This is a genomic window from uncultured Acinetobacter sp. (assembly GCF_947624825.1).
Lineage (GTDB): Bacteria > Pseudomonadota > Gammaproteobacteria > Pseudomonadales > Moraxellaceae > Acinetobacter.
In genome coordinates, this window is sequence record NZ_CANQLZ010000014.1 from 19,493 (window position 1) to 37,673 (window position 18,181).

An 18,181-nucleotide genomic window follows, 5' to 3' on the forward strand; every position below is an offset into this window, starting at 1 on the left:
TTTTTGCACTGTGTGACATCAGCATGTGGATTACAATTTCTGCACTTAATTTAGCAATTGCCGTCATGGTTGGTGCATTTGGCGCACATGGCTTAAAAGCACGTGCCAGTGAGATACAACTTGGTTGGTGGCAAACCGCTACAGATTATTTCTTTTATCATGCTTTAGGCATGCTATGCATTGCAATCTTAATGCACGTTGCACCTCAGTTACATATCAAACGTAGTTTTATCTTCATGCAAGTGGGCATTGTCTTATTTTGTGGTTCGTTATATGTCATGGCGCTTGGCTTACCGCGCGGCTTAGGTGCAATCACCCCGATTGGTGGGGCATTTATGATTGCCGCTTGGCTAGATTTGGCGTGGAAAGCCCGAAAAGTTGTATAAAAAAGGACGCTGCAGCGTCCTTGTTAAGATGACTTTATTTAATTAAGCCTTCATCACGTAATGCAATTTCTACTGACTGACGTTGACGCACTTTTTTGCGTAAGGCCAAAACATGCGGATATGGCGTGAGATCATGTCCAATTAGCTTAGACCAATTGGTCAGCACAAAAAAGTAAGCATCGGCAGGACCAAAATTATCATCGACTAAGTATTCATGTTCATTTTTGGCAATCGCGCTGTCAATGTAAGTCAATAAACGATCAATTTCTGCATAGCCTTTTTGTTTGGCGGCATCATCTAGCTCACCTTGGAAAAATACCGCATAAGCATCATGCAATTCTGAGTTTAAATAACCTAACCACTCTAGTACTTTGGCACGTCCAAACCCTGATGGCGGAATCAAATCTTGTTTTGGATCATGCTGTGCCAAGAACGGTAAAATTGCGACAATTTCAGTTAAAATTAAACCTGGGTTAATTTCTAATGCTGGCACATAACCTTTTGGGTTAATTTGATAATAATCTAGCCCTTTTTCGGTTTGATGGGTTTTTAAATCCACGCGCACTAAATCAAAGTCAACGTTAATTTCATTTAAAATAATATGTGCCGCTAAAGAACACGCACCGGGTGCATAATAAAGTTTCATCTTTGATCTAATCCTTGTACTTTTTTTTAATTTAAGTTTGGCGAAGCCCAATCTTATGGCTTGTTCTACTACACTCATTGACTATCGGGGATATTGATTGATTTTTCAAGTCATTTACAGGTGCTTTTTACAACAAAGCTGTTTTAACATAGCCGCTTTAAGGTTTGATGAAATTTGTTGTGATTGGCTTGAAAAAACAAGAATGGTTGTCCAATATTCGTACTGATATTTTGGCCGGTTTAGTAGTGGGTTTAGCTTTAATTCCTGAATCGATTGCCTTTTCTGCCATTGCAGGCGTTGACCCGCAAGTGGGCTTATATGCCTCATTTTGTATTGCCGTGAGTATTGCCTTTTTAGGGGGTCGCCCTGCCATGATTTCAGCGGCCACCGGGGCCATGGCACTGCTCATGATTACCTTGGTGAAAGTGCATGGTTTACAATATTTATTGGCAGCCACCATTTTAACTGGTGTGATTCAAGTCATTGCTGGCTACTTCCAAGTGGCAAAACTCATGCGTTTTGTCTCGCAAGCCGTGGTCTATGGCTTTTTAAATGCATTGGCGATTTTAATTTTTATGGCGCAACTCCCCGAATTACGCCAAATGGATACGCTAGCCTTTGCTTTAATGGCTTTAGGTCTAGCTTTGATTTATGTGTTTCCACGGTTGCCCAAAATTGGCAAGCTCATTCCCTCGCCTTTGGTATGTATTGTGGTGTTAAGTTTAATTGCACTCTTTTTGGGTGCAGATTTACGTACGGTCAGTGATTTAGGTCAATTTCCTGACACGCTGCCTATTTTCTTGTTGCCTGATATTCCCTTAAATTTTGAAACTTTCAGCATTATTTTCCCTTATGCCTTAACTTTAGCCACAGTGGGTTTATTAGAAACCATGATGACCATCACAGTGGTGGATGAAGTAACCCAAACCACCAGTGACCGTGACCAAGAGTGCCGCGGACAAGGTTTTGCCAATATAATCAGTGGCTGTATGGGGGGCATGGCAGGTTGTGCCATGATTGGGCAATCTTTAATTAATGTCAGATCAGGTGCACGCACGCGTTTATCTACCTTAGTTGCAGGGGTATTTTTACTGTGTTTGGTGGTGTTTTTTAAAGATTGGCTGAGTTACATTCCAATGGCGGCTTTGGTTGCGATTATGCTCATGGTAGCGGTTACCACGTTCCAATGGACTGCTGTGCAAGAATTTAAGTCGCATCCACGGCAATTTAATTTGATTATGATTGTGGTGGTGGCTGTGGTACTCATGAGTCACAATTTGGCTTTAGGGGTGTTAATTGGTGTTTTAATGTCAGCCTTATTCTTTATCAATGCGCTTGAACACACCGTACAAGTAACCCACACCGATCACCATCAACAACGTCGTTACATGATTCGTGGGCAAATTTTCTTTAGCAGCAGTACACGTTTTTTCCATTTGTTTGACTTTGATATACAAGCTCAACATGTTGAAATTGATTTAAGCCACGCGCATATTTGGGATATCACCTCATTAAATATGCTCTACAAAGTACGCGATCAATTTGAGCAACGTGGGGTAGAAGTCACCTTTATTGGCTTAAATCAGGCCGCACAGGGCTTGATCAAGTCTGCCCCCCTTTCTTAAAGCATTTCAAGCGCCATTTTAATGGCGCTTTTTTGATACAGGTGAAAATATTTGACTTGTTGCTTGAACGACTTAAAATACCGCATTCGATTTATTTTAGATTTGCCAAAATTATGTCAAACGATCAACTAGAGCAGCCAGTCGTTGAGCTCGAAAATTTAAATGAGCACCGTGAAATTGTGACATTTATGCGCCGTTCAACGCCGCTAAATACCTCACAACGTACTGCGCTTGAACAATATGGTCACTTAATTTTGGAATATCCAGTGGGTGACTTACGTCAACATTTTGAACACCCAGAACGTCCATTAACCGTAGAAATTGGTTTTGGTATGGGGCGTTCATTGGTGTTGATGGCCAAAGCCAATCCCGAACGTAACTATGTTGGGATTGAAGTGCATGTGCCAGGGATTGCCCAATGCGTGTATGAAGCAGGTATGGCAGGCTTGACCAATTTACGTTTATTAGATGCTGATGCCATTCAAGTTTTACGTGAAATGCCAGACAATAGTATTAACGCGGTGCAGTTGTATTTCCCTGATCCATGGCAGAAAAAACGTCACTTTAAGCGTCGTTTTGTATCGCACGATCGTATGCCGTTGGTAGAACAAAAACTTGAAATGGGCGGCACTTTCCACTCAGCGACTGACTGGGAACCGTATGCAGAATGGATGTTAGATGTCTTAGATAATCGTCCGCGCTTAGAAAACATGGCAGGCAAAGGCAACAGCTATCCTCGTCCAGATTGGCGCCCACAAACAAAATTTGAGCGTCGTGGCTTAGAAGAAGGTCATAAAATCAATGACTTCTTATTTAAGAAAATGAGCTAAGCTGAAAAATTTAAAATAGCGCCCCTAAAGGCGCTATTTTTTATAAATTATAAAAATGGAGTAAAATAATGAAAAAATTACTATTAAGTTTAGGTTTAAGCAGCATAACCACCATAACTGTGGCGCAAGAGTGGCAATTGATTGCCGAAGATGCTTATCATCAAATCAGTTTAAATACTCAAACCTTAGAATCTATACAACGTGAACAACAAAATTTACTGAAAGTTTGGACCAATTGGCAAGTCTATACCGAACAAGGCCCGCAGGATCAATTGCGTGGTGATTTCACTATGGTGATGTACTACATCAACTGCCAAACCCAAAGTATCGCTGAAAGTTCTCGCACCTCTTATTTTGCCAATGGTTTAGAAAGAAGCTCAAAAGCCAGCACATGGCATGACTTACGCCCTGTTGCAGCAAATTCACTAGCTGCCCAAATGATTAAGATTGCTTGCCAAGTTAAACAAACAGATGATAAGTCTAAATAAAGTACTAAAATTAAAATATGTGATATACATCACACTTTATTTAATATAAAATACAATAATGCTATATTTATCACACTTTTAATACCCGCAAGGATTGCAATGAAACGATCTGCACTATTGTTCTTGATGTTGCTAAGTACACTCGGACATAGCCAAGAAAATTGGATTGAATTGGGTTATAGTCAGCAAGATCAGGTGAGCTTTGCCTTTCACACATCACAAGACTCAACACATTTAAATATTAATAGCAAATGGCAAGCACTTGGCTCAAGTGACTATACAATCAAGTCTTATCAGGTTAACTGTTTAACTCAAGAAGCCACATTGTATCAACAACAACAACACAGCCCGTCTTTAAGCATCACTACAACGCATATTGCAGCCATGCAAGCGCCAAAAATGAATACCATGGAATATATGCTCAATTCAACAGCCTGTTTGTTTGCACGGGTACAACATGAAGAAGGCCTCATTTTGGCTCAAACCCGCTAAAAAAAGCCCGCAGATGCGGGCTTTTTAATGGCAATAATTTAAGCGCTTATTGCTTCTTGTTTCAGCATATGACCTTCTGCCACTAAACGTGCATGCCAACTCAGTGCTTCAGTTAAGATATGCGGTGTATGACCACCTTGCTGTGCAGCACGGTCATAATAATCATTCAGTGCATGACGGTAATCAGGATGTGCACATTGATCAATAATAACACGCGCGCGCTCACGCGGTGCTAAACCACGCAAATCGGCTAAACCTTGCTCAGTCACTAAAATATCCACATCATGTTCGGTATGATCATGGTGGCTGACCATTGGCACCACCGATGAAATTGCACCGGCTTTAGCAATAGATTTTGTGACAAAGATTGACAACATGGCATTACGGGCAAAATCGCCTGAACCACCAATCCCGTTCATCATTTTAGTGCCTGTCACATGGGTGGAATTGACGTTACCGTAAATATCAAACTCAAGTGCAGTGTTAATGGCAATAATGCCTAAACGACGGATAATCTCAGGGTTATTAGATACATCCTGTGGACGCATCACAATTTTGTCTTTGTATTTTTCAAAGTTTGCCATCACGTAGTCATTGGTGCTTTGAGACAAAGTCATTGAACAACCCGACGCAAAAATCATTTTGCCTGAATCAATTAACTTAAAAGTACAGTCTTGTAGTACTTCTGAATACATGACCAAATCTTTAAAGTTAGAATGTTCAAAACCTGCAAACACGGCGTTGGCAATTGAGCCTACACCCGATTGTAATGGGCCTAAATTGTTGGGTAAACGACCTTCTTCCACTTCTTTTTCAAAGAAGTTGACCAAGTGTTTGGCAATGGCAAGCGTTTCTTCGTCGGCATCTGCCATATCAAAGGTAGTATCAGGTACTTCGTTCATCACAATGGCAGAGATTTTAGCCGGATCAACTTGAATCCCGATTTTACCAATACGGTCTTGCACTTCAATTAATGGTACTGGACCACGCTTTGGACGTGATGCGGGTACATAAATGTCGTGTGAGCCTTCTAAAATTGGATTTGAGGTTAAGTCAATTTCAACAATCACATGATCTGCTAATTCAGCAAATTGAGCTGAGTTACCACATGAGTTGGTTGGAATGATCAAACCTTCTTCGGTGATGGCAACTGCTGAAATGACGGCAACTTGCGGTGCAGGCAACATTTTATGACGCATTTTATCAGCCATACCTGATAAATGTTGGTCGGTATACATCACGTCGCCATTGTTAATTTGCTTACGCAGACCTGGGTCGGCTTGATACGGTAAACGGCGTGAAATAACTTTGGCCGCACCTAATTTGCCATCAATTTGGTTACCTAAACTTGCACCCGTGGCAAAGGTCAAGTTTTTGACTTTGGCTTGTGCTGCTAATGCCAATGGCACCGCTTTGGCATCACCTGCACCACCAAAACCACTTGCGCCAAGCACTGCGCCATCTGGAATTAAATCTAAAGCCTGCTCTACAGAAACAATCTTGTCATGTAGCGTTGCTAAACGAACGCGATCTAAACCTTTTGTCATTTTCAATCTTCTCAAAATTAACACTTTTTATTATCTATCATTACACCACAAAGGTCATGATTTATGAGTCATCTATTAGAGCAATTCAACCGCAATTGCAGTGGCTTCACCACCACCAATACACAATGCCGCGACACCTTTTTTAGCGCCTGTGCGTTTTAAGGCATGAATTAAAGTGACAATAATACGCGAACCCGATGAACCCAATGGATGACCCAATGCACATGCACCGCCACTGATATTGACTTTGGCCGCATCTAAATTTAAGCCATCAATAGCAAGCATAGCCACCATGGCAAAGGCTTCATTGACTTCCCAAAGATCTACCTCTTGTGCTGACCAACCGGCTTGTTTGAGCACTTTTTCAATTGCGCCCACAGGTGCAATGGTAAATTCTGTTGGATGCTGTGAATGGGTTGCATACGCCACAACCTGAGCAAGTGGCGTTAAGCCTTTTTCTTGCGCAACAGCAGCAGAGCTAATCACCAATGCAGATGCACCGTCTGAAATTGAGCTTGAATTAGCAGCTGTAATAGTGCCATCTTTTTTAAAGGCAGGACGCAGCGTTGGAATCTTGTCAATTTTTGCGTTAAACGGTTGTTCGTCGTGATCAACCACCACATCGCCTTTACGGCTCGACACAGTGACTGCTGCAATTTCGTTTTTAAAGTGACCGTTATTGACGGCATCGACTGCTTTTTTCAGTGATGCAATGGCATAGTCATCTTGTTGTTCACGGGTATAATTTTTTTTGTCGGCCATTTCTTGGGCCAAAACACCCATTGAAAGACCCGATTCTGCATCTTCTAAACCATCTTGGAACATATGGTCAATAATTTTGCCATGTCCCATACGTAAACCACCACGTGCCTTGTCAAGCAAGTAAGGGGCATTACTCATTGATTCCATGCCGCCTGCGATGATGATGTTGGCACTGCCTGCTTTAATGGCATCGGCCGCTTGCATCACCGCTTTCATGCCTGAACCACAGACTTTATTAATGGTGGTGGCACCAACACTATTAGGTACACCGGCTAAACGCATGGCTTGACGCGCAGGCGCTTGTTTTAAGCTTGCAGGCAATACACAACCAAAAATCACTTCATCAACATCAGTTGCTGTAATGCCGGCACGTTGGATGGTTTCTTGAATCACAACGCTACCCAATTGCGGTGCGCTTAAAGATGAAAGCGAACCTTGAAAGCCGCCCATAGCAGTACGTACTGCATCTACAATTACGATCATTATCTTTATATCCTATAGTATTGCAGAAGCTAGATCGTCCTATCTGATCTAGCTTCGTGATTTTGGCCTAACAATTAAGACTGTGCGGTAAAGTATTCTGCACTAAAGTCCATCATAACGTCAGTTCCTGTTTTGACACGTTGTACACGCGCAGCAAAGTCAGCCAAGACTTTATTGCTATAGTACTGTGCCAAAGCCAATTTATTTTGGTAGAAGCTCTCGGCTTTGCCCTGTGCTGCTGCAGCAATACGCGCATACATGTAAACAAAGCTGAGCATACCTACAGCGTGTAAGTAATCTACCGCAACAGCACTTGAGAAATCAGGATTTTGTTTTGATTGCTCAACAATAAACTGAGTTAATTCTTCAGTTTTTGCTGCGATGTCTAAGGTTACCGCTTTAATGCTTAAGCTGTCGTCTAGACCATTGGCGAATGCGCGAATTTCTTCTAAGTATTCAGCCAAGAAAGCACCGCTGGTTTTAATGGTTTTACGACCAATTAAATCAAGCGCTTGAATACCATTGGTGCCTTCGTAAATTTGTGAAATACGTAAGTCACGGATACATTGTTCCATGCCCCACTCACGAATATAACCATGACCACCAAAGCACATTTGTGCTTCTAACGTTGACTCCAACGCTTTGTCAGTTAAGAATGCTTTTGCAATAGGCGTTAACAGTGCCACACGGTTGTTGGCTTTTTTCACCGCTTCTGCATCATTTGAGAATTTAGTGATATCAAGTTGTTGACCCACATAGGCTGCAAAGGCACGGGTTGCTTCATTGTTTGAACGCACGTTGAGTAACATACGACGCACATCGGCATGCACTAAAATTGAATCAGCAGGTTTTTCAGGTGATTGCGCACCTGTCGCACTACGACCTTGCAAACGGTCTGTGGCATATTGCGCCGCATTTTGATAGGCGTATTCAGCAGCACCTAAACCTTGAATGCCCATCGATAAACGTTCGTAGTTCATCATAATGAACATCGCCGCTAAGCCTTCATTTTCTTTACCAATCATGTAACCTTTAGCCGCATCAAAGTTCATCACACAAGTGGCTGAACCTTTAATGCCCATTTTGTGCTCGATTGAACCTGCGGCAACCGTATTACGCTCACCTAATGATCCATCTTCATTGACTAAGAATTTTGGCACAATAAACATAGAAATCCCACGTGAACCTGCAGGTGCATTTGGGGTTTTTGCCAAAACTAAATGAATAATGTTGTCACATAAATCATGCTCACCACTGGTAATAAAGATTTTTGTACCTGTGATGTTATAGCTGCCATCTTCATTTGGTTCAGCTTTGGTTTTAATAATGCCTAAATCTGTACCTGAATGTGGCTCGGTTAAACACATGGTGCCTGACCATTCGCCAGTATAGAATTTTGGTAAATAAGTTTCTTTTTGCTCTTGGGTACCGGCCTGATCAATTGCCATACCTGCGCCCACCGTTAACAGTGGATACAACATAAATGATGGGTTAGTGGCCCAAATCATCTCATCTGCTAGTACGGTGAGCATTTTTGGCATGCCTTGACCGCCCCACTCTTCAGATGCACCTAAACCAATCCAACCGCCTTGTGCGTATTGATCAAATGCTTGTTTAAAGCCTTTTGGTGTGGTCACAACGCCTTGATTAAATTGCGCGCCGCCTTCTTCATCGCTTGAACGGTTTAAATCTAAAATGACATTTTTTGAAAATTTTGCCATTTCTTCTAAAATAGCATTGGCAGTTGCCTGATCTAAATGCGCAAGACCTTCTGTACTTTGCCAGAACTGTTCAGCTTGAAACACGTCATTTAAGATAAAGTCCATATCTTTTAGTGGTGCATTATAAATTGGCATTGTTACTTTCCTTAAATTAATCTGCTTGATCACAACATCAGCAGGTTTTTCACTGTTTTCATTCCTTTAGGTCATTGACCTAATATCATTTTAAACCACGACGCACATATTGTTTTACTTGTTTGTGTTCAGCTCGTCTTATATTGATGAAAACTGCAACACAACCATTGTTTTTTAATTTGGGGCAATACTGCCATGTTTAGATTGCTATTGTGTGAAATGCTTTAAAAATTCACAAAATCACCCATGCAAATCAAATATAAAAAATAATTTTCTTTCAAATACTTAATCCAAAAATCAATCTATATTTTACAACAATTATTAGCGCATACACTGCACACTGTAATCTTATAAAACGCAATGACAATAGAATAAAAATGGCAGAATTGGAAATGATTGATCTCTACAGTTTCCATTGCTTGACATTGTTTTATTTATATGATCAAAACTCATGTTTTGCTTAGACCACCCAACAACCAATTGATTGTTTACTAATCAAAATCAAGACTTTGGTTTAATTTCAATCTCAGCACAGGTGGTTTAATTTGCATCAAGTAGTTTTGATTGTCAGATGGAACGAAGCAGATGAATTCAGAGCGCCAACAAAACTTTTTGCTGCGAAAAGAAAAGATTTTAAGCATGGCAGAAAAATTGTTATTGGATAACAATCAAGATATTACCTTAGGTGAATTAGCCTCAGAGCTTGATATTGCCAAAGGCACGATCTATAAACATTTTAAAAGCAAAAATCAGTTGTATTTAGAACTCATTATTTTAAATGAACGCCGTTTATTAGACATTTCACAAAAAAATCAAAACAACATCAAAAGTTATGTGTCGCAATATATGCTGTATAACATGCTCAATTCTAATCGCACCATTTTGCTACACGCCATTGAAGAGCGCTTAACCAACAACGAACGTCGTTTAAAAGATTTGTTTGAAGCACTGTATCAGGTGCGTGAGCAACGCATTTTATCCATTAAAGACATGACTGGAGATTATTTAAAATCCTTAAATAGTGCCATGTCGATTCGTGATTATTTGTCTTATATTTGGACTGTGACCTATGGTGCATCATTATTGTTAAACTCAACCCATTATCAAAAAGCCATTGGCTCACGTGAGCGCTTAATTAAACTGTATATTAATCAAGCCTTAATGATTCCAGACAAAATGTCTTAACATTCTATGAAGCAATTTAAAACTGTGCCAAGCAAAACCTCCTAGCACAGTGTACCAACAATTGTTACATGGCACGTAAGGTTAAAATCTGCTCACTACGCCCAAACGGCCCTAATTGGTCATGTAAAATACTACTGGTTAAGCCAATACCATCACTGCCATATTGTTGGGTGGCTTCAAGCCCTAACCACTGCCCTTGTGGCTCACGATATAAATGTATTTGTAAATCTAAATTTGGAAAGGCCCAACCTTGCCCTGGCTCTACACGCGGCACCACACCATTGGCCGTGTCTACCATGCCCATTAAGCGCACAAAATCTAAGGTATTTTCACCTTCTACCATCTCCACTTGGGTATTGAGCCACACCACGCCACAGCCAGCACGGCGACTAGCATCGGCGCGTGCCGTAATACTTTGAATATAGCCACCCGGCCAACATTTCATGCCTTCCCACAGTGGCAATTGTTCAGGTGGTGCAACAAAACCGTCTTCTAAGCCTGCAATATGTTGTGTATCTTGGGTTTGCATACGCCATGCGCGCGCCACAATACAAGCACGCCCGTGAGCCACCATGGTTGATTCAAGTAATTCAATGGTTTTGCCTCCACGAATGACTTTGGTTTCTATTGAAAATTCACCAAAGGGAATCAACCCTAAAATATCATAACCAATACGTCCAATACGTAGTTCAGGGCGTGGGTTAAAACGTGCCAATTCATGCGCTAGAATTCCACCGGCAGGCGCCATATGCTGCTCATTGGGATTCCATGCCCCTTGGCAATGAATATGGCATTGATAATGAGAAATCACGCTGCCATCTTGTAAATGTTCACGCTGTTTAAGCTGATAATACGCGGCCATAGTCCCTAACCTGTTATTTTTGTGCTAAAAAACCAAAATAGTTGATCACTTGCAGATACGTTTGGATTGAATTAAAACCAACCTTTAAAAGAGTATCACAGTATTGTTGAGGCGTGATTAAAGCAAAGTCATCCTCTAAACGCTCAAGCATTTGCTCACTTTGACGCACGCTTAAACCTTGTACTTGGCATAAATGCTGTAAAATCTTGAGTTCATTGGCATGACTTGGCAATAGCATGTCGTAGGTCATTAAATATGCTTTTGGTTTAAGATGCTGATAAATCTGCTGAAAAAATTCAGTTTTTTGATCATTGGCAATAAAATGCGCCACCAATAAACATAAAGCAGCATCAAATTGTGCCTCTGGCTTTAAATCGGCAGTTGTACCAAGTAGCCAATTGACCCGTGAGCTGTCTGCATGCTCGGCAATTTTCTGTTGGGCTTTTTGCAACATATTCAATGAAGGATCAACAGCTGTGATATGAATCTTTGGAAAATCTGCCAGTAAATATTCGATCTCATAGCCGGTACCACAACCCACCACTAAAATATGTGCCTCAGCTGTGAGCTGTACAGTTAATGTTGCACGCACTTGGGCATGCATAAGTGCATAACCGGGAATCAGTTGTACAATGTGCTCGTCATAGCCTGCCACCACTTTAGGATGACAAAAGTCCTTCGCCACGTGTAGTCCTTAAAAAAATTGCCCACGTGAAATAACGCGTGGGCCTGTTGGATTTAAGCAATATCTTCGAGTAAATTAAGTTCTTGGCGCATCAATTCTTGTAATTTAAATTTTTGGGCTTTACCTGATGCTGTCATTGGGAACTCGCTAAAAAAACGTACATAGCGAGGTACTTTGTTATGTGAAATATTCTCTTTGCAATACTGACGAATCAGTTCTTCGTTGCAGGTTTCACCTTCATGCAAAATAATGCAGGCACAAAGTTCTTCACCATAACGTGGATCAGGTAAACCAATCACCTGTACATCCATCACCGCAGAATGGGTGTATAAGAAATCTTCAATTTCTTTGGGGAACAAGTTTTCGCCACCACGAATCACCACATCTTTAATACGGCCTTTGATTTTAATAAAGCCTTCATCGTCCATTGAGGCAATGTCACCAGTATGCATCCAACGGGCTTTATCAATCACATCAAAGGTTTTGTCTTCATCTTCCCAGTAACCCAACATGACTGAATAACCGCGTACACACAGCTCACCTAAGCCACCTCGCGGTACAACTTTGCCTTGTTCATCGACAATTTTAATTTCTAAATGTGGATGCACTCGTCCTACCGTGCCCACGCGCTGTTCAAGGCTATCGGTTACGGCACTTTGCGCGCTCACAGGTGCAGTTTCGGTCATACCGTAACAAATGGTCACTTCATGCATGTGCATACGATCAATCACACGTTGCATAATTTCACGTGGACATGGGCTACCTGCCATAATGCCGGTACGTAAACTGCTTAAATCAAATTGTTCAAATTGTTCATGTTCTAACATGGCAATAAACATGGTGGGTACGCCATAGGCGGCGGTGCATTTTTCTTGCTCAATGGCTTGTAAGCTCGACAGTGGATTAAATACCCCTGCTGGATACACCATAGTTGAGCCATGCGTAATACAGGCTAAATTCCCCATCACCATACCAAAGCAATGAAACAACGGCACAGAAATACACACGCGATCTTGCGGGGTGAGACGGATGGCTTGGCCAACAAAATAACCATTATTTAAAATGTTATTGTGGGTCAGCATGGTGCCTTTAGGATTACCTGTGGTGCCTGAGGTAAATTGAATATTAATGGTTTCATCAAATTGTAATTCTTGGGCCAATTGCTCTAACTGCGCCAATTGCTGTGCGCTTGGCTCAAGCAGTAAATCAGAAAAACGATGAATCGCACCTTGTTGTTCATCTGAGATTTTAATGACGTGTTTTAAATGTGGTAGGCGCGTACTTGAGAGAATTTTTTCATTGCCCTTACAGAGCTCTGGCGCAATTTTGCATAAAATTTCTTGATAATCTGAGGTTTTAAACGCAGGTGCAATCACAAGCCCTACACAAGACACTTTATTGAGTACATATTCGAGTTCACTGCTTTTATACGCAGGATTAAGATTAACTAAAATAATACCCGCTTTAAATGCGGCAAATTGGGTAATGGTCCACTCTACACAATTGGGTGACCAAATCGCCAAACGGTCGCCTTTTTTTAAGCCCAATTTGAACAAGCTACAGGCAAAGGCATTCACCTGTTGTTGTAGCTGCTTATAGCTCAAACGAATATTTTGCTGCACGCTCACCACAGCATCCTGCTCGGCGTATTGGGCACAGGCTTGGTCAAATTTTTCACCAATGGTTGTACCCAACAGCGGCTGACCACTTGCGCCATAGGCGTAACTTAAACGGACTTGTGTCATTGAATCGATCTCCTTGATTCTTTTTAATTTTGTTTTTTATGCTTTGCCCACAAACCGTTGTGTGGAATTTAAACGCGTGCTTCTTCCTCAATCATCACCGCATTTAAACAAAAATCAGCGATTTGTTTGACAAAGTAATCCTTATATTTTTGATCAAACAACATATTACGTGACGGATTTAAAGGCTCAATCACCACAAAGGTCATGGTACCGACCACACACAAGGCTGCGGTGTTTAAATCTTCACATCCAAATTCGCCGTTGACTTTCCCTTCGGCCAAAATCTCCTTAATACTTTGTTTGAGTAATTGCTTACTGCGAAAACGCTCATGTTCAACCGAAGGGTCAATCGGTTCAAACATTAGCGAGTACGCCAACTGTGGACTATTTAAAGCACGCTTAACAAAAGTTGTGACCGCCTTATGTAATTTTTCCGTTGCGCTTAAATCTTGGCGTTTGGCAATTGAATCTAAAATCTTGACTTCATAGACAATTGCAGCCGACAACACCTCAATTAATACCTGACTTTTGTTTTCAAAGTAGCGATACACCAAGCCACTTGAAACACCTGCCCGCTCTGCAATCGGTTGAATTTGCGCATCTTTTAGCCCACCTTGTGCAATCAACTCGCGCGCGGATTGTAAAATCGCAGCACGATTTTGCTCCATACGCTCTTGCATCAATGATGATCTTTTATAACTCATAATTTTATTCTCAACAAGACAAAAATGAATTTTAAATCAATTTGTGAATTTATATTCACTTTTTTAAAAAAACATTGTATGTTAGTTTTAAAAGCACAAAAACAACCGCTTTTCACCAAGTGATTTGGGAAAAAATAAGTAGAAATTCAGGATGAATAACATGAACGTACATATTCCGTTACAGCTTAACCTACAAACCCTTGATTTTGGTTTGGATGAGACTTTAATTGCCTTACGTGATTCTGTTGCCGCATTTTGTGCCAAAGAAATTGCCCCACTGGCCGCCCGAGTTGACCGTGACAACGAATTTCCAGCGCATCTTTGGAAAAAAATGGGCGACATGGGCTTACATGGTTTAACCGTGAGCGAAGAATACGGTGGTTCAGACTTAGGTTACTTGGCACATATTGTGGTGATGCAAGAAATCTCACGCGCATCTGCATCAATTGGTTTGTCTTATGGCGCACACTCAAATTTATGTATTAACCAAATCAAACGTAATGGTTCTGAAGCACAAAAACAAAAATACCTCCCAAAACTGATTTCAGGTGATTATGTCGGTGCATTGGCCATGTCAGAACCCAATGCAGGTTCAGATGTAGTAAGCATGAAACTTCGTGCCGATGATCATGGCGATCATTATGTCTTGAATGGTTCAAAAATGTGGATCACCAATGGCGGTGATGCCGATGTGTTGGTGGTATATGCCAAAACCGACACCCAAGCCGGTGCTAAAGGCATGACCGCTTTTATTATTGAAAAAGACATGGATGGATTTAGCCACGGCACACACTTAGACAAATTGGGGATGCGTGGTTCAAATACCTATCCATTATTTTTTGACAACGTCAAAGTGCCTAAAGAAAACGTCATGGGCGGTGTGGGCAATGGCGTCAAAGTTTTAATGAGTGGCTTAGATTACGAACGTGCGGTTTTAAGCGCAGGCCCACTTGGCATTATGGATGCTTGTATGGACAGCGTGATTCCGTATTTACATGAGCGTAAACAGTTTGGTCAAGCTTTAGGTGAATTCCAATTGATGCAAGGTAAAGTGGCAGATATGTATTCTACATGGCTCGCCTGTAAAGCGCTTGTATATGCCGTAGGTGCAGAATGTGACAAAGCCGAGCACCGCCGTAGCTTACGTAAAGATGCCGCCAGTGCCATTCTATATGCTGCTGAAAAAGCCACATGGATGGCAGGTGAAGCCATTCAAACCTTAGGCGGTAACGGCTATATCAACGAATATTCAGTCGGTCGTCTATGGCGTGATGCCAAGCTGTATGAAATTGGCGCCGGCACCTCAGAAATTCGCCGTATGCTGATTGGTCGCGAATTATTTAACGAAACTCAATAATGCTTTTGGGCACATCAGTGCCCACATCCGCCCAATACAACAACAATAGATTAAACAAGGATGTTGAATAATGAATGTATTACGCCAATTCACCCGCAGTGAAAGTAGCAATGATCAGATGAATGTACTTGGCAGCAAGCTGAATGTACGTAGCGAAGAATTTAAAACCAATCAAACCGCCATGCAAACCTTGGTGACTGATTTAACAACACTTGCACAAAAAATTGCGCTTGGTGGCGGTGAAAAAGCCCGTGAAAAACACATTGCCCGCGGAAAATTATTACCACGTGAGCGTATCGACCAACTCATTGATGCCGGCAGTGCTTTTTTAGAAATTGGTCAGCTAGCAGCCTATCAAGTTTACAGTGATGACGTACCTGCTGCTGGTGTGGTGGCAGGTGTGGGTCAGGTTAATGGTGTGACCTGCATGATTGTGGCCAATGATGCCACGGTTAAAGGTGGTACTTATTATCCATTAACGGTTAAAAAACATTTACGTGCCCAAGAAATTGCCGAGCAAAACCATCTGCCATGTATTTATTTGGTCGATTCAGGTGGCGCGTATTTGCCGATGCAAGATGAAGTCTTCCCAGACCGTGATCATTTTGGGCGTATTTTTTACAACCAAGCCCGTATGTCGAGCCAAGGCATTGCACAAATTGCCGTGGTGATGGGCAGCTGTACCGCAGGCGGTGCCTATGTTCCTGCCATGTCGGATGAAACCATTATTGTACGTAATCAAGGTACAATTTTCCTAGGTGGTCCACCATTGGTCAAAGCTGCAACCGGTGAAGTGGTGTCGGCTGAAGATTTAGGTGGCGGTGATGTGCATACACGTTTATCTGGCGTTGCCGATCACTTGGCTGAAAATGATGAACATGCCATTGCCATTGCCCGTAATATTGTTAAAAACCTCAATAAAAAACCAAATGTATCTTTAGATCACATTGAGCCACCTCGCTTTGCCGCAGAAGAACTCTATGGTGTGGTGCCAAGCGATACCCGTAAGCCATTTGATGTACGTGAAGTGATTGCCCGTATTGTGGATGGTTCACGTTTTGATGAATTTAAGGCCCGTTTTGGCACCACTTTAGTCACAGGCTTTGCTGAACTTTACGGTATGCCGGTAGGAATTATTGCCAATAACGGGATTTTATTTTCAGAATGTGCGCAAAAAGGCGCGCACTTTATTGAACTGTGTACGCAGCGCAATATTCCCCTCCTGTTTATTCAAAACATTACTGGCTTTATGGTGGGTCGTGAATACGAAAACGAAGGCATTGCCAAGCACGGCGCCAAATTGGTCATGGCAGTGGCCACAGCCAATGTGCCTAAAATCACCTTGATTATTGGTGGTTCCTTTGGTGCAGGTAACTACGGCATGTGTGGCCGTGCCTATTCACCACGTTTTTTATGGACATGGCCAAACTCACGTATTTCGGTGATGGGTGGCGAGCAAGCCGCAAGCGTACTTTCAACCTTAAAACGTGACCAAATTGAAGCGCGTGGCGAACAATGGACAGCCCAAGAAGAAGATCAATTTAAACAACCGTTCCGTGATCAATTTGAGCAACAAGGTCATCCGTATTATGCCTCATCACGTCTTTGGGATGATGGTGTGATTGACCCTGCACAAAGCCGCCAAGTATTAGGCTTAAGTTTGGCTGCAGCGCTCAATGCACCGACTCAAGAAACCAAATTCGGCGTGTTCCGTATGTAAGGGGTGTGACATGAGCTATCAATTTTTACAACTCGAACAACAAGGCGCAGTCGCAACGGTTTGGATGAACCGTGCAGAATTACACAACGCTTTTAATACCCAAGTGATTGAAGAATTACATGCCTGTTTTGCCCATATTCATCAACGTGATGATATTCGTGTGGTGATTTTAGCTGGTCGTGGCAAAAGTTTTTCTGCCGGTGCAGATTTAAATTGGATGAAACAAGCAGGTAGCGCTTCACGTGAAGATAACCAAGCCGATGCGCTAAAACTTGCACAAATGCTGCATCAACTTGCTACCTTAAAGCAACCCACCATTGCCCGTGTGCATGGCATTGCCTTTGGTGGTGGCATGGGCTTGGCTTCTGCCTGTGATATTTGTGTGGCAAGCACTGAGGCAAAGTTTGCCACCTCAGAAGTGCGCTTAGGTTTAGCACCATCCACCATTAGCCCGTATGTGATTCGAGCGATTGGTGCACGTCAAGCATCGCGTTATTTTTTAACGGCTGAGCGCATTAGTGCAGAACAAGCCCTAAAAATTGGCTTAGTGCATGAAGTGGCTGAACCGGAAGCTTTAGATCAAACTATTGATATGCTTGTAGAGGCTTTATTACTCGGTGGGCCAGAAGCGCAAACCGCGTCTAAGCAATTGATTCAAATGGTCAACCAACAAGAACTAACGCAAGATCTATTGCTGCAAACTGCGCAACATATTGCACATGTACGCCAAGGAACAGAGGCGAAAAATGGTTTGAGCGCGTTTTTAAATAAACACAGCCCAAGTTGGATTCAAACCACTGCATAACAA

The 18,181-nt window shown here is 42.0% G+C and carries 17 protein-coding genes; 9 read left to right on the forward strand and 8 right to left on the reverse strand.

Annotated features, from left to right (window positions below; genetic code table 11):
• The first annotated feature begins 23 nt into the window (after positions 1-23).
• On the forward strand, positions 24-386 hold the full coding sequence (locus Q0017_RS04900) for a DUF423 domain-containing protein (RefSeq protein WP_298143501.1): 363 nt from the start codon (positions 24-26) through the stop codon (positions 384-386).
• 34 nt (positions 387-420) lie between these two features.
• On the opposite strand, the gene Q0017_RS04905 is transcribed toward Q0017_RS04900, so the two are convergent.
• On the reverse strand, positions 421-1,032 hold the full coding sequence (locus tag Q0017_RS04905; protein ID WP_297423149.1) for a glutathione S-transferase family protein: 612 nt from the start codon (positions 1,030-1,032) through the stop codon (positions 421-423).
• 179 nt (positions 1,033-1,211) lie between these two features.
• Here Q0017_RS04905 and Q0017_RS04910 point away from each other — a divergent pair, with 179 nt between their 5' ends.
• The 4 genes from Q0017_RS04910 to Q0017_RS04925 all read left to right on the forward strand — a co-directional run bounded on the left by Q0017_RS04910 (position 1,212) and on the right by Q0017_RS04925 (position 4,467).
• Complete coding sequence (locus Q0017_RS04910) at positions 1,212-2,657, forward strand: SulP family inorganic anion transporter (protein ID WP_298143576.1); 1,446 nt, start codon at positions 1,212-1,214, stop codon at positions 2,655-2,657.
• 113 nt (positions 2,658-2,770) lie between these two features.
• Positions 2,771-3,487 carry a tRNA (guanosine(46)-N7)-methyltransferase TrmB gene (gene trmB / locus Q0017_RS04915; RefSeq protein ID WP_298143504.1) on the forward strand — a complete coding sequence of 239 codons (717 nt, stop codon included), beginning with the start codon at positions 2,771-2,773 and terminating at the stop codon, positions 3,485-3,487.
• 68 nt (positions 3,488-3,555) lie between these two features.
• Positions 3,556-3,975: a surface-adhesin E family protein gene (locus Q0017_RS04920; RefSeq protein WP_298143508.1), complete on the forward strand. Its 420-nt coding sequence runs from the start codon at positions 3,556-3,558 to the stop codon at positions 3,973-3,975.
• A gap of 99 nt (positions 3,976-4,074) precedes the next feature.
• Positions 4,075-4,467, forward strand: coding sequence for a hypothetical protein (locus Q0017_RS04925; protein ID WP_298143511.1), 393 nt, complete (start codon positions 4,075-4,077; stop codon positions 4,465-4,467).
• Between the two features lie 38 nt (positions 4,468-4,505).
• Here the strand turns inward: Q0017_RS04925 and Q0017_RS04930 are convergent, their stop codons facing one another.
• The 3 genes from Q0017_RS04930 to Q0017_RS04940 form a co-directional block, all read right to left on the reverse strand.
• Entirely contained in the window at positions 4,506-6,014 is a 1,509-nt protein-coding gene (locus tag Q0017_RS04930) for a succinate CoA transferase (protein ID WP_298143514.1), read from the reverse strand.
• 75 nt (positions 6,015-6,089) lie between these two features.
• A complete protein-coding gene (locus Q0017_RS04935) occupies positions 6,090-7,259 on the reverse strand; it encodes a thiolase family protein (protein WP_298143517.1) in 1,170 nt (389 codons plus the stop codon).
• A gap of 74 nt (positions 7,260-7,333) precedes the next feature.
• The gene (locus tag Q0017_RS04940; RefSeq protein WP_298143520.1) at positions 7,334-9,115 is read right to left on the reverse strand and encodes an acyl-CoA dehydrogenase C-terminal domain-containing protein; all 1,782 of its coding nucleotides are present in this window, start codon (positions 9,113-9,115) and stop codon (positions 7,334-7,336) included.
• A gap of 585 nt (positions 9,116-9,700) precedes the next feature.
• On the opposite strand from Q0017_RS04940, the gene Q0017_RS04945 reads away from it, so the two are divergent.
• Positions 9,701-10,300 (forward strand): TetR/AcrR family transcriptional regulator, encoded by a 600-nt coding sequence (locus tag Q0017_RS04945; RefSeq protein ID WP_298143523.1) that lies wholly within the window; start codon positions 9,701-9,703, stop codon positions 10,298-10,300.
• A gap of 64 nt (positions 10,301-10,364) precedes the next feature.
• On the opposite strand, the gene Q0017_RS04950 is transcribed toward Q0017_RS04945, so the two are convergent.
• From Q0017_RS04950 to Q0017_RS04965, 4 genes are all read right to left on the reverse strand, one after another.
• Positions 10,365-11,162: a thioesterase family protein gene (locus Q0017_RS04950; protein ID WP_298143526.1), complete on the reverse strand. Its 798-nt coding sequence runs from the start codon at positions 11,160-11,162 to the stop codon at positions 10,365-10,367.
• Between the two features lie 13 nt (positions 11,163-11,175).
• Positions 11,176-11,847: a trans-aconitate 2-methyltransferase gene (locus Q0017_RS04955; RefSeq protein WP_298143528.1), complete on the reverse strand. Its 672-nt coding sequence runs from the start codon at positions 11,845-11,847 to the stop codon at positions 11,176-11,178.
• A gap of 53 nt (positions 11,848-11,900) precedes the next feature.
• Entirely contained in the window at positions 11,901-13,592 is a 1,692-nt protein-coding gene (locus tag Q0017_RS04960) for an AMP-binding protein (protein WP_298143532.1), read from the reverse strand.
• A gap of 68 nt (positions 13,593-13,660) precedes the next feature.
• Positions 13,661-14,296, reverse strand: a complete 636-nt coding sequence (locus Q0017_RS04965; protein ID WP_298143535.1) for a TetR/AcrR family transcriptional regulator — start codon at positions 14,294-14,296, stop codon at positions 13,661-13,663.
• 160 nt (positions 14,297-14,456) lie between these two features.
• Between Q0017_RS04965 and Q0017_RS04970 the strand changes: the two genes are divergently transcribed.
• The 3 genes from Q0017_RS04970 (at position 14,457) to Q0017_RS04980 (ending at position 18,178) form a co-directional block, all read left to right on the forward strand.
• Entirely contained in the window at positions 14,457-15,653 is a 1,197-nt protein-coding gene (locus Q0017_RS04970; protein WP_298143538.1) for an isovaleryl-CoA dehydrogenase, read from the forward strand.
• A 118-nt stretch (positions 15,654-15,771) separates the two neighbouring features.
• Positions 15,772-17,373 carry a carboxyl transferase domain-containing protein gene (locus Q0017_RS04975; RefSeq protein ID WP_298143579.1) on the forward strand — a complete coding sequence of 534 codons (1,602 nt, stop codon included), beginning with the start codon at positions 15,772-15,774 and terminating at the stop codon, positions 17,371-17,373.
• Between the two features lie 10 nt (positions 17,374-17,383).
• Positions 17,384-18,178: an enoyl-CoA hydratase/isomerase family protein gene (locus Q0017_RS04980; protein WP_298143540.1), complete on the forward strand. Its 795-nt coding sequence runs from the start codon at positions 17,384-17,386 to the stop codon at positions 18,176-18,178.
• The last annotated feature ends 3 nt before the right edge of the window (positions 18,179-18,181 follow it).